Raw genomic sequence first — 15,219 nt, 5'->3', positions numbered from 1 at the left:
CTTTAATGGTTGCTACGGCAGCGAGGGCCTCAGCCCTTGTCGTTCTCGAGCTTGAATATCTGCGAGCCTTCGCTGCCCGACAGCAAACCGGTCTTCGAATAGAGACCGAGCTTGGTCCGGGTGTCGGCGATGTCGAGGTTACGCATGGTCAGCTGGCCGATGCGGTCGGCCGGCGAGAACGCGGCATCCTCGACCTTCTCCATGCTGAGCCGCTCCGGCGCATAGGTGAGGTTCGGGCTCTCGGTGTTGAGGATCGAATAATCGTTGCCGCGGCGCAGCTCCAGCGTCACCTCGCCGGTGACGGCGCGCGCGACCCAGCGCTGCGCGGTCTCGCGCAGCATCAGGGCCTGCGAATCGAACCAGCGGCCCTGATAGAGCAAGCGGCCGAGACGCATGCCGCTGATGCGGTACTGCTCGATAGTGTCCTCGTTGTGGATGCCGGTGACGAGGCGCTCATAGGCGATGTGCAGCAGCGCCATGCCCGGCGCCTCGTAGATGCCGCGGCTCTTGGCCTCGATGATACGATTCTCGATCTGGTCGCTCATGCCGAGGCCGTGGCGGCCGCCGATCGCGTTGGCTTCCAGAAACAGCGCGACGGGATCAGAGAAGGTCTGGCCGTTCAGCGCCGTCGGCTGGCCCTCCTCAAAACGCACCACGACCTTCTCGGCCTTGACGTTGCAGTCGTCGCGCCAGAACGGCACGCCCATGATCGGGTTGACGATCTTGATGCCGCTGTCGAGGCTTTCGAGATCCTTGGCCTCGTGCGTGGCGCCGAGCAGATTGCTGTCGGTCGAATACGCCTTCTCTGCGCTCATCTTGTAGGCGAAGCCCTGCGCGGTCATGAACGCCGACATCTCGGCGCGGCCGCCGAGCTCGTCGATGAACTGCTGGTCGAGCCAGGGCTTGTAGATCTTCAGGCCGGGATTGGTGAGCAGGCCGTAACGGTAGAAGCGCTCGATGTCGTTGCCCTTGAAGGTCGAACCGTCGCCCCAGATGTTGACGCCGTCTTCCTTCATCGCCGCGACCAGCATCGTGCCGGTCACCGCGCGCCCCAGCGGCGTGGTGTTGAAGTAGGTGATGCCGCCGGTCGAGATGTGGAAGGCGCCGGACTGGATCGCGGCGATGCCTTCGTGGACCAGCTGCGTGCGGCAATCGACCAGACGCGCCTTCTCGGCGCCGAACTCCATCGCCTTGCGCGGGATCTCGTTGTAGTCGGCCTCGTCCGGCTGGCCGAGATTGGCAGTGTAGGCGTAGCAGCGCGCGCCCTTCTGCTTCATCCAGAGCAGCGCCGCAGAGGTGTCGAGACCGCCCGAAAAAGCGATGCCGACTTTCTCACCCTTGGGCAGGCTTTTCAGGATCGTGGTCATGGCGCTTCCAATCGGGTCTCAAGGGCTGATGTCATGGACGGGTTGACCGCGCGAATATCAAATTTCGCGGGGCTCGGCACGCATTTAATGGCTTAAACCGAGGGTTCGGGACCGGTCTTGCGGCCGAACAGGCGCCGGCGGAGCCGGTAGGCGGGCATGTTCAGCCGGGTCAGGGCGGCGTCCACCGCCTCGTCCGAGAACCGGGTCCGTGGCCAGCGGTAAATCAGCGCGTAGGCAAACCAGATCACGACGAAACTGACGAGACCGGCGATCGCCACATCCGTGAAGAAATGGCCGCCAAACGCCATCCGCAGCCCGCTGGTGACGGCGCCGAACACCACCGCGCCGGCATAGGCGAGCGGCCGCCATGCCGGCGGCGCCAGTGCAGCCGGCGCCAGCGTCCAGAACGCGGTCGCGCCCTCGCCCGAGAAGAACGAGCAGTTGCGCACGCAGCCGCCGCGCGGATCCCACCAGGCCACGAACTGCTGGTCGCCGGCGAACTCCGTCACCACCACCGGGCGCGGCCGGCCCCAATAGGTCTTGAAGGTGAGATTGGTGAGAATGCCGGCCGACATGATGATCGTGACCAGCAGGAACACGATCGCACGTCCCGACACCATCAAGGGACGGTCGGGCCGGATCATCTTGACCACGAGCGCGACGAGCGACGGCGCAACGAAGGCCCATGCGACCCACATCGCGGCGTCACGCGCAAAGCCCGCCCAGTCGTTCAGCTTGAGCGGAAAGGTCTTCGTTTCAGGGTCGAAGAACAGCGACGCGAGCTTGAGATCGAGCTCGGGATAGAGGCCGAAAACGACACCAATGACGAGCCACAGCGCCAGGGCGATGAAGAGTCCAGTCCGGTTCATGGCGCGCGGTTTAGCGGAGTGGGACGGGGATGGAAACCCCGGAAGCGGCACGACTCATCGCGCGTCCGGCCTTGAATTCGACGGCAGCGGCGGAGGTGGCTGGCGCGGGGGCGGCGGGATGCGCCAGGCGCCGGCATTGCGGCCGGCGATCAACCAATAGACGATCCCGGCGACGATGCCGGCGCCGGTCATGATCTCCAGGTGGCGCCGCACGATACCTTCGAACTGAAACGTGTCGGAGTGAAAGGGAACGAGGCCGAGATAGCAGGCAAGCCCGACGAGGCCGCCGCCCACGGCATAAGCGAGCGCGCTGCGGATGTAGAGCGCTTCGGTGATCGCCACGATCACCGCCGCCGGCACCAGCGCAAAACCTGAGACGAAGATGAAGCCGAAGCCTAGCAAAATGTCGATCGCACCCTGATCGACGGGACCGGCCCCGAGATCGGCAAATTCCGGAAACAGCAGCGCGACGACGACGATCATGCCGCCGACGAAACAGGCGGCGAGGAAGCCGATGAAGATGATGACGAGGCGACCGATCAGGGACATCTGATGGACCTGTTGCGTGTCACCGTCATTCCGGAGCGGTGCGCAGCACCGAATCCGGAATCTCGAGATTCCGGGTTCGCGCTACGCGCGCCCCGGAATGACAGCTCATAAACGCAGATGGCCGGGTCAAGCCCGGCCATGACGAACGTCGAGTACGGTGTCATCCTCAATCCGTCATCGCCATGGCGCGCAGCGCCTCGCGTTCCCGCGCGCTGAGCTTTTCGGTCTCCGACTTGAGCTGGCCGCAGGCGGCGAGGATGTCGCGGCCGCGCGGCGTGCGCACCGGCGAGGAATAGCCGGCATTGAAGATGTATTCGGAGAATTTTTCGATCTGGTCCCAGTCCGAGCATTCATAGGCCGTGCCGGGCCAGGGATTGAACGGGATCAGGTTGATCTTGGCGTGAATGCCCTTGAGCATCTTCACCAGCAGTTTCGCATCGTCGAGCGAATCGTTGACGCCCTTGAGCATCACATATTCGAAGGTGATGCGGCGCGCGTTCGAGGCGCCGGGATAGTCGCGGCAAGCCTGCAGCAGCTCCTTGATCGGATATTTGCGGTTGAGCGGCACCAGCTCGTTGCGCAGCTCGTCGCGCACCGCGTGCAGCGAGATCGCGAGCATGACGCCGATCTCCTCGCCGGCGCGCACGATGTTCGGCACCACGCCGGAGGTCGACAGCGTGATGCGGCGGCGGGAGATGCCGATGCCCTCATTGTCGCCGACGATCAGCAGCGCATCGCGCACCGCGTCGAAATTGTAGAGCGGCTCGCCCATCCCCATCATCACGATGTTGGTGACGCGGCGCGTGCCGTCCTCGCGATCGGCCCAATCATTCAATCGATCCCGCGCCACCATGATCTGTCCGACGATCTCACCGGCGGTGAGATTGCGCACCAGGCGCTGCGTGCCGGTGTGGCAGAAGGAGCAATTCAGCGTGCAGCCGACCTGGGAGGAGACGCAGAGCGTGCCGCGATCGGTTTCGGGAATGTAGACGCACTCTACTTCATGAGCACGCTCGACATTGTCGCCGCTCGGCAGGCGCAGCAGCCATTTGCGGGTGCCGTCGTTGGAGATCTGCTCGGCCACGACTTCGGGCCGGTCGACCGTAAAATGCTGCGCGAGCTCGGCGCGAATGCCCTTCGAGATCGAGGTCATATCGTCAAAGCTTTGGGCGCCGCGGAAATAGAGCCAGTGCCAGAGCTGCTGCACCCGCATCTTGCGCTGCGCCGGCGCGACACCGATCTCGCCGAGTCGATCGGCAAGCTCGCTGCGCGACAGGCCGATCAGCGAGGGCCTCGCTGGCGGCACATAGGTCTCAAGTGGCGTCTTCTCCACCAGGATTGCGTTATGCGGCTCGGTCGTCGGTTGCATTGGTTGCCTGAGGTTGCTGCTGTCTCGTCATGCCCGGGCTTGTCCCGGGCATCCACGTTCTTTTCCGCCTGCGGTTAGCGCGTGGATGGCCGGGACATCTGGTGCGAAGACGCGCTTCGCGCTTTAGCCCGGCCATGACGGCCGAAATTGTGGAACCGGCCCTATATAGCAACCGGAACAGTCGATTGCGACCGTGGCTGTCGCTTAGCCTTAAAGGACTAAGCCTGGAGGCCTACCGCCGGCAATCCTGCGAAATCTTGTCCAGCGCCTGGGCGAGGCCCTTCAGCGAGAAGGTGTCGGTCGTCTCGGTGCCCTTGGCCGAGACACCCTTGACGACGAGCTCGGCGGATTTGCGCATGGCTTCGACCATCCGCTCCTCCTCGGCCGCGTTCTTGATCCAGAGGCCGTCGCCCTGCGTGTACATGGCGAAGGCGGCGCCGCCGACCTCGACCGACGATTCCGAGCCCGGCTTCAGCGCATAGCCGATCATGACCGAGACTTCGTTGTTCACCTTCTCGGCCGGACGGGTCGAGACGAAGGCATAAGCGGGATCGCGCGGCCGATTCGGCGGATTGGTCTTCGACGACGAGGGTTTTGCCAGCGCGAAGCAGACCTTCTTGCCGTTGGGCGTCGCCGAATAAGCGCCCCAGGTGCCGAACTGGCCGATCAGGGTCGGCTCCGCGCCACCCGCAACCGCCGCTGGCGGGGCCGCCGGTTTGCTCTCCGGCTTTGCAGCGGTCTTTGCGGTCGGATTGGCGGTCGGCGCCGCCGGCTTTGCCGCGGCCTTCGGCGCCGGTTGCGCCGTCTGCGCCCGCGCAGAATCGGCGATCCCCCCGGCCGCCACGCCAGTCATCAAAGCTAAAATCAGCACCCGCCACATGCTGGAGTGGTTCCCTCAATATTGTGACTGGAAGATGGCCCGGCCGCGCTTTGTCCCCGCGGCAGGGATAGCCGGGAAAGTCCAATTTGGGAAGGCAGTTAGCGGTATCAGCGCCGCCTTAAGCTTTGGATCGCGCGGCGCGCTGGTCGGCCCATTGCGTCTCGGTCCAACGCAACAAATCCTCGGCGCCGGAACTGCGCAAATGCGCGCCACCGTCGATGACGACCATCTCGCCATTGATGTAAGCAGCGCGGTCCGAGACCAGGAAGCTGGCGAGATCGGCAAGCTCGCCATGCTCTCCGGTCCGGCCAAGCGGATTGCGCGCGGTCCAGCCCTCGTCACGGCCTTCGGGGCGGAGCTGCCCCGACGCGCCCGCGGTCGGAAACGGACCCGGCGCGATGGCGACGGTGCGGATGCCTTTCGGCCCCCATTCCACGGCGAGACTTCTGGTCATCGCCAGCAGCGCCGATTTCGCCATCGCCGACGGCACGGTGAAGGCGCGGCCGGTGATGGTCGAGGTCGAGAGGATCGAGAGCACGACGCCGCCGTGCTTGTCCTCGATCCAGCGCCTGCCGGCGGCGAGCGTGCAGTACATTGCGCCATGCAGCGTCGGCGCCAGGATCGCATCGGCCGCTCGGAACGACAGATGCTCGCTCTGCGCGATGAAGGTCGCGGCAGCGTTGTTGACGAGGATGTCGAGCGGCGCCTCGCGCCAGATCTGCTCCATCATGCTGTCGACGGCGGCGCCGTCGCGGATGTCGCAGGCGATGGTGGCGACCTTGCCACCGGTCTGCGCGCGCATCTCGGCTGCGGTTGTCTCAAGCCGGTCGAGCTTGCGACCGCAGATGACAAGCTCGGCGCCGAGCGCGAGGAAGCGGCGTCCCATCGCGGCGCCGAGGCCCGATCCGCCGCCGGTGACGAGGATGCGCTTGCCCGCGAGCAGACCTGTTTCAAACATCGTTTGAATCCTTCTCGTTTGTCATTGCGAGCGCAGCGAAGCAATCCAGAGTCCGTTCTGCGGAAATAGTCTGGATTGCTTCGCGGAGCCTGTCATCGGACCGCGCTTCGCGCGGACCCGTTGGCTCGCAATGACGCGAGGATAGGCTGCGGCAAGGTCACTGACAAAAGAATCCGGATTGTCCGGTCGCGCTAAATCCGGCAGAAACGGCCAAACTATAATTCCACTCGAAACGCCCAAGGTGCCGCCATGAAAGCCATCCTCTGCTCGCAATATTGCCAGCCCGACGATCTCGTGCTCGCCGACGTGCCGGATCCGGTGGCCGGTCCCGGCGAAGCGGTGATCGCGATCAAGGCGGCGGCGCTGAACTTCTTCGACATCCTGATGATTCAGGGCAAGTACCAGATCAAGCCGCCGTTCCCGTTCTCGCCGGCCGCGGAAGTCGCGGGCGTGATCGAGAGCATCGGCGCCGGCGTGACCGATCTGAAAGTCGGCGATCGCGTGGTCGCCTCCTGCGGCCACAACGGCGCGCGCGAGAAGATCGCGCTGCCGGCGGCCTCGATCGTGAAGATCCCCGACAATCTCGACTACGACCGCGCGGCCGGCATCATCATCATCTACGGCACCGCGCTGCATGCGCTGGAAGATCGCGCCAGCCCGAAGCCGGGCGAGACCCTTGCGGTGTTAGGTGCGGCCGGCGGCACCGGCCTTGCCGCCTGCGAGCTCGGCAAGCTGATGGGCCTGAAGGTGATCGCCTGCGCCTCGTCGGACGAGAAGCTTGAATTCGCGAAGGCGCATGGCGCCGAGCTGACGCTGAACTACGCCAAGGAAGATCTGAAGGAGGGCCTGCGCAAGCTCACCGGCGGCAAGGGCGTCGACATCATCTTCGATCCCGTGGGCGGTGCCTACGCCGAGCAGGCGCTGCGCTCGATCGCGTGGGAAGGCCGCTTCCTCGTGATCGGCTTTGCCGCGGGCGACATTCCGAAGATGCCGCTGAACCTCGCACTCTTGAAGGGCTGCGACATCCGCGGCGTGTTCTGGGGCGCCTGGACCCGGCAGAATCCGGAGAAGAACCGCGCCAATCTCGAGAAGCTCGTGAAGTGGACCGCGGAAGGCAAGATCTCATCGCATGTCGACCGCACCTTCCCGCTGGCGCAGACCGCGGATGCACTGAAGGTGCTCGCGGGACGTCAGGCCATGGGCAAGGTGATCCTGCATCCGTGAGGATGCAGGCGTCGCCATCGCCACATACACAACTGTCACCGCTCGAATCGCCGGCGACGCTGAAGCTGCGCCGGCTTTTTCGTGCGGCGCCGTCTGGTTGAACCTTCCTCAACCATCACCGCCAGAATTGCGGTGCATTCCTCCGCCTCGCCGCAATCAAACCCAACTATTTCCCGATTCGCGCAAACCGCCGTCGTTTTTTAGGCTGATTCAAACGGCGTTTTACCGGTTCCATTTGCGGGACACTTCTGGACAAAAGCAAGAAGACTGAAGCCGGGAATGCCCCTGCGTTGCGTTAGTATGGGGAGCATCACCATGGAGACGACGGCGCATCGCCCGTCGACGGAGTCGAGGGCGCTCGACTCCAATCGAGCCGCATCACATCCGCCGACCGCGTCCTTTATCCGTGCGCGCGCCGCACGGGCCGATCTTTCGCAGGACGATCCGATTCCGCTGTTTCTGTCCGATCCGCTCGGTGCGCCGGACCCACGCGAATATACGCCGGTGGAGTTGCGTTCCAGAATTGCGCCGCGTGTTCTCGCGGCCGTTCTGGCGGTGTCCACCCTGGCAGTTCTGGCCGTACTGTTTCAGTCGGACTTTCGCGGCTTCTTCGCCGCCAATGCCGGTAGCTGGGTGGGTATCGCGGCGGACCAGGCCATGGCGTCGGTCAGCGCACCGGCCAGACCGCAGACCTCGCCCAAGGATCCGGACCGCGTGACCAACACGACGTTGGCGAGCGCCGACCCACGGGACCTCCCTGCGCCGCCGGTGCCAAGCCGCGAAGCGATAGTGACCGCCTATCAGGTTGCGCTGCAAGCACAAGAGCCGGTGCAGGCACCGGCGCCCGTCGCGGCACAGCCTGCACCGCCTGAGCCGGTCAGGACGCTCGACGCCGACACGCTGGCCGGGTTGATGACGCGCGCGAAGAGCCTGTTGGGGGTCGGCGATATCGTTGCGGCCCGCCTGCTGCTCGAACGCGCGGCCAATGCGCAGGATGCGACGGCCGCGCTTCTGCTGGCGCAGAGCTATGACCCGGCCGTGCTGGGCACCAGCGATTCGCGGCGCATCGCCGCTGACGCGACCGCCGCGCGCGACTGGTATCGGAAGGCCGCGGCACTTGGATCGGTGGAGGCGCGGCAGCGTCTCGCCCAGCTTCAGCACTAGACGCTTTAGAGGATATCATGCGTAACGCTTTGGGAATGGCGCTTGCCGCCATCATGACGATCTGTGCCTTCGCGGCACGTGCCGAGCAGCAGACCGAATACGATCCGGCCAAGGTCTCGGACAGCCTGAAGGCCATCTTCCAGTTCGGCTCGACCTCGACCAAGCAGTCGTTGAACGCCAACACCGTCACGCTGATCACCGGCACGATCGGCGGCACCTACGTGCAGTTCGGCGCCGACCTGGCCTCGGTGCTCGACGACGGCAACAGGATCCGCGTGCTGCCGATCGTCGGCCGTGGCTCGGTGCAGAGCGTCGCCGACATCCTGTTCCTGCAAGGCGTCGATCTCGGCATCGTGCGGGCCGACACGCTCGACTATCTCGAGCGCAAGGGTTTTGCCAAGGACATCAAGAAGCAATTCACCTATGTGACCAAGCTCTACAACGAAGAGATGCAGGTGATCGCGCCGAAATCTGTCGCGACGCTGAAGGATCTCGAAGGCAAGACGGTTAGCGTCGACCTGCCCAACGGCGGCACCTTCGTCACCGCGCTCACCGTGTTCGAGCGACTCGGCATCAAGGCGAAGTTCGTCTATGTCGAGCAGCGCATCGCGATGGAGAAGCTGAAGGCCGGTGAGATCGACGCCGTCATCGTGGTCGGCGGCAAGCCGTACAAATCAGTCTCGACCTTCGGCAATGACGGCCGCTTCCATCTTGCCAAGGTCGACTATGCAAAGCCGCTCCAGAGCGACTATCTGCCGGCGACGCTGACGACCAAGGACTATCCGAACCTGATCAAGGAGGGCGAGAGCGTGGACACCATCGCCGTGCCGGCGGTGCTCGCTGCCTACAACTGGGCGCCCAACACCGAGCGCTATCGCAAGCTCGCGCTGTTCGTGGACGCGTTCTTCACGAAATTCCCGGCGCTCCAGAACCCGCCATTCCATCCCAAGTGGAAGGAGGTCTCGCTCGCGGCGCCCTTGTCGGGTTGGAACAGATTGCCGGTGGCGCAGCAATGGCTCGACAAGCACGGCGTCGAGCCGGTGACACGGCAACGATTCGAGGCGTTCCTGAAGCAGAGCCCCACGGCTGCAAACGTGTCCGACGCGGACAGGGAAGCGCTGTTCAAGCAATTCCAGGCATGGGACGCGGAGAAGGCGCGGGTGGAGGCGGGGAAGAAGTAGCGAGCGCGTTTCGTCTCCACACACGCCGTGTCATCGCCCGGCTTGACCGGGCGATCCAGTACTCCGTGAAGCCAGCGATTGAATCGAGAAGCCGCGGCGTGCTGGATTCCCCGCTTGCCGCCTGCGCTAAAGCTTCGGCACCCCTGGACCTCAACCCCGGCGAAGCCTTGGCGTAGCCGGGTCGCGGGGAATGACAGCAGTAGGTGTGGCTACGAACGTGCAGCCAACCTCTACTGCGCTTCCGCCTCATCCACCCCGCGCTTCAGCACGGCACGGGCGGCTTCGCGGTGCTCATTCGTGATGTGGCCGGAGACCATGCGGATGGCGGTGGCGAGCACGGCGGCATCATCGGCGAAGCCGAGGACCGGCATCACGTCGGCGACGAAGTCGAACGGCAGGATGAAATAGGCGATCGCACCTAACAGCGCGGCCTGGACGTGACGCGGGGTCTGCCGGTCGAACGCGCAGTAATAAGCAGCCAGCAAGTCTTCGGCGAACGGCAGATGCGCGGCGACGCGCTTCAGCTTGCGCCAGAAGCGGCGGCGCACGCTCTCGCGATCTTCCGCGAGCCGGTCGGCCGGCTCGAAACCGACACTGTGTTCGGCAGCCATGTTCGAGAAACTCCCATTCAGCCCCCGGGGCGGCGGATCGCCGCATCCCGGCTGATCACAAGATGGGGATGTGGCCGATCCCTGCAAGACGTCGGCCGATCTCAGCCTGCGATCGCGTTCATCGTCTTGGCCAGCGCAATGTCGAGCGCGGTGACGCCGCCGGCGTCGTGGGTCGACAGCACCACCTCGACCGTCTTGTAGACGTTGCGCCATTCGGGGTGGTGATCCATCTTCTCGGCGGCCAGCGCGGCCCGGGTCATGAAGCCGAACGCCTCGCTGAAATCCTTGAAGATAAAGGTTTTCCCGATGGCATCCCGGCCCTGAACCTCGGTCCAGTCCGGTAGTTCGCCCAGCGCCTGCTTGCGCGCCTCCGCGGAAAGCCGTTCTGCCATGGTCATCTCCGTTCTTCAGGGGAACTTTACCCTAACACCCTGCTGACGCCCGGGTTCATACGGGGGATTTCCGCCATCCGCTAACCATGACGGAGATGTAACCCCGCCGGACAAGAAATTTGCTACAATTGCAGGCGTAAATCGCCGGCCAAGATGAAACTGAGCCTGAAGCGCCTGTTTGGGAGATCGATGACCGGGGGATTGGACCTGGCCGAAACGCCCTCTCCGCCTTCGCCGCGATCCGCGGCGCGGAAGACCGCGCTCGTGTCTCTTGCGCTCGTGCTTGCCATCATCGGCGCGCTCGTCGGGGGCTACTACTTCGCCATGCGGCCGGTGACGTTGAAGATCGCGGTCGGTCCCGCCAACAGCGACGACGTCAAGGTCGTGCAGGCGCTGACGCAGGCTTTCACGCAGCACAAGAGCCAGATCCGGCTGCGGCCGATCCAGACCGACGGCGCCACGGCCAGCGCCAATGCGCTTGCGGAAGGCAAGGTCGATCTCGCCATCGTGCGCGGCGACCTCGACGTGCCCAAGAACGCGCAAGCGGTCGCGACCCTGCGCAAGAACGTCGTGGTGCTGTGGTCCGTACCGGGCAAAGGCAAGAAGCGGGGCCCGAAGATCACCAAAATCTCGCAGCTCGCCGGCCATCGCGTCGGCGTGGTCGGCCGCACCCAGGCCAATGTCAATCTGCTCAAGGTGATCCTCCAGCAATATGGCGTCGATCCCGCCAAGGTCGAGATCGTGCAATTCCCCGCCAACGAGGCCGCCGAGGCGATCAAGGCCCAGAAGGCCGACGTCTATCTCGCGGCCGGACCGGTCAACAGCAAGATCACGGCGGATGCGATCGCCGCCTCCACCAAGGATTTCGGCGCGCCCAACTTCCTCGCGATCGAGTCGGCGGATGCGATCGCCCAGAACCATCCGGTCTACGAAGCCTCCGAGATTCCAGCCGGCACCTATGGCGGCTCGCCCGCCCGCCCGGAGGACGAGGTCAAGACCGTCAGCTTCTCGCACCACATCGTGGCGCGCAAAGGCGTATCCGAAACCACCATCGCGGCGTTCACGCGCCAGCTCTTCGCCGTGCGCCAGCAGCTGGTGACGGAATTCCCGCTCGCGGCGAAGATCGAGACGCCCGACACCGACAAGGATGCGGTGATCCCGGTGCATCCGGGCGCTGCCGCCTTCGTCGACGGCGAGGAAAAGACCTTCCTCGACAAATACAGCGATTACATCTGGTGGAGCCTGATGGCGTTGTCGGCCATGGGCTCGATCGGCGCCTGGTTCGCTGGCTATCTGAAGAAGGACGAGCGCGACAACAACAGCCATCTGCGCGAACGGCTGCTCGACATGATCGCGGTGGCGCGCAAGTGCGAGACGACCGACGAGCTCGACCAGATGCAGGCCGAGGCCGACGAGATCCTGCGCGACACGCTGCGCTGCTTCGATCATGGCGCGATCGAGGAGGGCTCGCTCACCGCCTTCAACATCGCGTTGGACCAGTTCCACGCCGCCGTTGCCGACCGCAAGGCGGTGCTGTTCAGCCTGCCGCAGAACCTGCAACGTGCAGGCGCGCAGTTCAGGGCCGCCGGCAACGCGTAACGCTGCGCGCGTTATTGCTGCGTCACATTGTCTCAATATAGGTTCGGGCTCCATCGGAGCGGCCGTCCGGGCGGTCGCCTCACGCGATCTCGGGGCCATCTCCCATGAACATCAAATTCTCCCGCCGCCGCTTCCTCGCCACCGGCGCCGGTGCGCTCGGCACGATGGCGATGCCCTATCTCTCGCGCGCAGCCGATCGGCCGATGGTCACTCATGGCGTGCAGTCGGGCGACGTCACGGTGGACAGCGGCGTGGTGTGGGCGCGCACCGACCGTCCATCGCAGATGCTGGTCGAGGTCGCGACGACCGAGTCCTTCAGGGATGCCCGCGCGCTGCCGCCGATCGCGGCGCTCCCCGAGAGCGACTTCACCGCGAAGATGCTGATCGAGAACCTGCCGGGCGGACAGGACGTCTTTTACCGCGTCCGCTTCCGCGATCTCTCCCACACCGCGATCGAGGGCGAGCCGGTGGTCGGCCGCTTCCGCACCGCGCCGGCCGACCGCCGCGACGTCAGCTTCGTCTGGGGCGGAGACGTCGCCGGCCAGGGCTGGGGCATCAATCCCGATGACGGCGGCATGTTCACCTTCTCGGCGATGCGCAAGCACCGTCCGGATTTCTTCCTGCACTCGGGCGACACCATCTACGCCGACGGCCCGATTCAATCCGAGGTGAAGCTCGCCGACGGCAAGATCTGGAAGAACGTCACCATCCCTGAGAAGGCCAAGGTCGCCGAGACGCTGGACGAGTACCGCGCCGCGCACAAATACAATCTCACCGACGAAAACCTCCGCGCCTTCAATGCGGAGGTGCCGATCTTCGTGCAATGGGACGACCACGAGGTGACCAACAACTGGTCGCTGTCGAAGGAATTGCCGGCGGCCTACAAGGAGCGCGACATCGCCCTGCTCGCCGCCCGCGCGGGCCGCGCTTTCCACGAGATGTATCCGATGCGCGAGAGCATCGTTGAGCCGGGCCGGGTCTATCGCCAGATCTCCTACGGCCCGCATCTCGACGTGTTCATGCTCGACGAGCGCAGCTATCGCGGCCCGAACGGCGCCAATCTCGAGACCGCTTACGGCCCCGCCAGCTACTTCCTCGGCCCGGACCAGATCGCCTGGCTCAAGCGCGGCCTGCTCAATTCGCGCGCGACCTGGAAGGTGATCGCCTCCGACATGCCGCTCAGCCTCGTCGTGCCGGACACGCCGAAGGGCGGCTCGGAGGCGATCGCGCAGGGCGACGGCCCGGTGCGCGGCCGCGAGTTCGAGATCGCCGACATCCTGCGTTTCATCAAGATGGCGCCGATCAGCAACACGGTGTGGCTCACGGCGGACGTGCACTACGCTGCCGCGCATTATTACGATCCGAACAAGGCGCAATTCCAGGAGTTCGAGCCGTTCCGGGAATTCGTGTCGGGTCCGCTGCACGCCGGCACCTTCGGTCCGAACGCGCTCGACAACACGTTTGGGCCCGAGGTGCGCTTCGTCAAGGCGCCGGGCAAGGACAGCCAGAACCTGCCGCCGTCGGCCGGCATGCAGTTCTTCGGTCACGTCAAGATCGATGGCGCCTCGGGCCGGATGACCGTGACCTTGCGCGACCGCGCCGACGTCGCGCTGTGGTCGACCACGCTCGATCCAAAGCAGGCCTGATCGCTAATCGAGGGCGCGCACCTTGAGCGCCGCCTCCAGCGCGTCGCTCGAGCAGGGCTTCTGCAACCGCGGCTGGCCGGAGAATTCAGGCGGAATGCGCGCCTCGGCGCCATAGCCGGTAACGAAGACGAACGGGATCTTCAGCGCAGCCAGCCGCTCCGCGACCGCAAAGCTCGTCTCGCGGATCAACTCGACATCGAGCAGCGCGAAATCGGGCGCACGCTTGGCGATGGCCCCCAGCGCCTGCGTCACCGACCCGACGGTCCGCACGCCCGTCACCCCGAACCCGAGCAGACGGTCCTCGAAATCGATCGCGATGATCGGGTCGTCTTCGACGATCAGAACATCGGCCGGCCAGCTTGAGCCATTGGAAAGTGCGGGTGCCATGATCGCATCTTGCGTGTGGGGGGGTCGGATCAGGACTGCCGCGACACGATGCCTGCGCGCAGCACATCGGTGGGTTCCTGGAACGAAACCCACCACATTGCCGTTCTCCAGTCTGTCCACTTGTGCACACAGGGAATGCAAGGAACTCGCTAAGGTGGGAAGGAGGATGGGAGTTCACGATGGATGCGCGTATCAGCAAGACGACCGAGGTTGAGAGCCGTCCGGCCAACAATTTGTTGCGGCGTTTGAACCAGGCAGACTACGCCCTGCTCGCACCGCACGTGACCGTCGAAATCTCCGCAGCCGGCCAGTTGCTCTACAGCCCCGGTGACGACGTCCAGGTCGTCCACTTCCCCTGCGGACCGGCGCTCGCGACCTTTCTCGTCCCCAACGAGGATGGCCGAGACGTCGAGACCATCCTGGTCGGCCGCGAAGGCGCGGTGGGCGGTATCGTCAGCGAGGGATTCCTGCCGGCCTATACCCGGATCTGCGTGAAATTCGGCGGCCCGTTTGCGCGCGTTCATGTCGCCAAGCTGGAAGCGGCCAAGCTGCGCTCGGCGTCGCTGCGCAACATCTTTGCCCGCTATGCCGATTGCATGCTGGCGCAGATCTTCCAGTCGACCGCCTGCAATGCAATCCATTCGATCGAACAGCGGACCGCCAAATGGATTTTGGCGGCGATGGAGCGGACCGGCGACGAGGACAGCGTGCCGCTGACCCACGAACAGCTTGCGACGCTGCTCGGCGTTGGCCGCTCCTATGCCAGCCGCGTGCTTCAGTCGTTCAAGGCGGAACGGATTCTCGACACGAGGCGCGGATCGATCCTGGTTCGCAACCGCGACGGCCTGAGGCTTCGCGCCTGCCTGTGCAACGACGCGGTCAAAATGCATTTCGAAGAGGTGCTGCGCGGCGTCTACCCGACCGAGGAGCGGGAGGCCGGGTAGCGATCCGCCTCGCTTCCCCGGCGTGGAGAACGAGCAAGCGCACTATCCCGCACGGCCGGAACCTGGGCTAATATCCCCC

At 64.8% G+C, this 15,219-nt stretch carries 15 protein-coding genes; 6 read left to right on the top strand and 9 right to left on the bottom strand.

Annotation, left to right across the window (positions count from 1 at the left end; all coding sequences use genetic code 11):
- Positions 1–29 precede the first annotated feature (29 nt).
- From argG to AABA86_RS28640, 6 genes are all read right to left on the bottom strand, one after another.
- Positions 30–1,367, bottom strand: coding sequence for an argininosuccinate synthase (gene argG, locus AABA86_RS28665; RefSeq protein ID WP_212243073.1), 1,338 nt, complete (start codon positions 1,365–1,367; stop codon positions 30–32).
- A gap of 92 nt (positions 1,368–1,459) precedes the next feature.
- On the bottom strand, positions 1,460–2,236 hold the full coding sequence (locus AABA86_RS28660; protein ID WP_212243075.1) for a phosphatase PAP2 family protein: 777 nt from the start codon (positions 2,234–2,236) through the stop codon (positions 1,460–1,462).
- Between the two features lie 54 nt (positions 2,237–2,290).
- The gene (locus tag AABA86_RS28655; RefSeq protein WP_338309203.1) at positions 2,291–2,785 is read right to left on the bottom strand and encodes a hypothetical protein; all 495 of its coding nucleotides are present in this window, start codon (positions 2,783–2,785) and stop codon (positions 2,291–2,293) included.
- A 166-nt stretch (positions 2,786–2,951) separates the two neighbouring features.
- Entirely contained in the window at positions 2,952–4,154 is a 1,203-nt protein-coding gene (gene rlmN, locus AABA86_RS28650; RefSeq protein WP_338309202.1) for a 23S rRNA (adenine(2503)-C(2))-methyltransferase RlmN, read from the bottom strand.
- Between the two features lie 232 nt (positions 4,155–4,386).
- Positions 4,387–5,034 (bottom strand): invasion associated locus B family protein, encoded by a 648-nt coding sequence (locus tag AABA86_RS28645; protein ID WP_338309201.1) that lies wholly within the window; start codon positions 5,032–5,034, stop codon positions 4,387–4,389.
- 118 nt (positions 5,035–5,152) lie between these two features.
- Positions 5,153–5,992 carry an SDR family oxidoreductase gene (locus AABA86_RS28640; RefSeq protein ID WP_212243081.1) on the bottom strand — a complete coding sequence of 280 codons (840 nt, stop codon included), beginning with the start codon at positions 5,990–5,992 and terminating at the stop codon, positions 5,153–5,155.
- Between the two features lie 249 nt (positions 5,993–6,241).
- Between AABA86_RS28640 and AABA86_RS28635 the strand changes: the two genes are divergently transcribed.
- The 3 genes from AABA86_RS28635 (at position 6,242) to AABA86_RS28625 (ending at position 9,561) form a co-directional block, all read left to right on the top strand.
- Positions 6,242–7,216: an NADPH:quinone oxidoreductase family protein gene (locus tag AABA86_RS28635; protein WP_122400343.1), complete on the top strand. Its 975-nt coding sequence runs from the start codon at positions 6,242–6,244 to the stop codon at positions 7,214–7,216.
- Between the two features lie 315 nt (positions 7,217–7,531).
- A complete protein-coding gene (locus AABA86_RS28630; protein WP_338309200.1) occupies positions 7,532–8,380 on the top strand; it encodes a hypothetical protein in 849 nt (282 codons plus the stop codon).
- 17 nt (positions 8,381–8,397) lie between these two features.
- Positions 8,398–9,561 carry a TAXI family TRAP transporter solute-binding subunit gene (locus tag AABA86_RS28625; protein ID WP_338309199.1) on the top strand — a complete coding sequence of 388 codons (1,164 nt, stop codon included), beginning with the start codon at positions 8,398–8,400 and terminating at the stop codon, positions 9,559–9,561.
- Between the two features lie 230 nt (positions 9,562–9,791).
- Here AABA86_RS28625 and AABA86_RS28620 read toward each other — a convergent pair whose 3' ends face one another.
- Complete coding sequence (locus tag AABA86_RS28620; protein ID WP_212243085.1) at positions 9,792–10,172, bottom strand: YkvA family protein; 381 nt, start codon at positions 10,170–10,172, stop codon at positions 9,792–9,794.
- Between the two features lie 101 nt (positions 10,173–10,273).
- Entirely contained in the window at positions 10,274–10,564 is a 291-nt protein-coding gene (locus AABA86_RS28615) for a 4a-hydroxytetrahydrobiopterin dehydratase (protein WP_212243087.1), read from the bottom strand.
- A 153-nt stretch (positions 10,565–10,717) separates the two neighbouring features.
- Here AABA86_RS28615 and AABA86_RS28610 point away from each other — a divergent pair, with 153 nt between their 5' ends.
- Together AABA86_RS28610 and AABA86_RS28605 are read left to right on the top strand one after the other, a co-directional pair.
- Positions 10,718–12,163 carry a TAXI family TRAP transporter solute-binding subunit gene (locus AABA86_RS28610; RefSeq protein WP_338309198.1) on the top strand — a complete coding sequence of 482 codons (1,446 nt, stop codon included), beginning with the start codon at positions 10,718–10,720 and terminating at the stop codon, positions 12,161–12,163.
- A gap of 104 nt (positions 12,164–12,267) precedes the next feature.
- Positions 12,268–13,809: an alkaline phosphatase D family protein gene (locus tag AABA86_RS28605; protein WP_338309197.1), complete on the top strand. Its 1,542-nt coding sequence runs from the start codon at positions 12,268–12,270 to the stop codon at positions 13,807–13,809.
- Positions 13,810–13,812: 3 nt separating this feature from the next.
- Here AABA86_RS28605 and AABA86_RS28600 read toward each other — a convergent pair whose 3' ends face one another.
- Positions 13,813–14,196, bottom strand: coding sequence for a response regulator (locus AABA86_RS28600; protein ID WP_212243093.1), 384 nt, complete (start codon positions 14,194–14,196; stop codon positions 13,813–13,815).
- 179 nt (positions 14,197–14,375) lie between these two features.
- Between AABA86_RS28600 and AABA86_RS28595 the strand changes: the two genes are divergently transcribed.
- On the top strand, positions 14,376–15,140 hold the full coding sequence (locus tag AABA86_RS28595) for a Crp/Fnr family transcriptional regulator (protein WP_338309196.1): 765 nt from the start codon (positions 14,376–14,378) through the stop codon (positions 15,138–15,140).
- The last annotated feature ends 79 nt before the right edge of the window (positions 15,141–15,219 follow it).

Origin of the sequence: Bradyrhizobium sp. TM233 (assembly GCF_036247965.1) — a bacterium.
Classification (GTDB): domain Bacteria; phylum Pseudomonadota; class Alphaproteobacteria; order Rhizobiales; family Xanthobacteraceae; genus Bradyrhizobium; species Bradyrhizobium ottawaense.
This window is presented reverse-complemented; position numbering and strand designations above follow the sequence as displayed.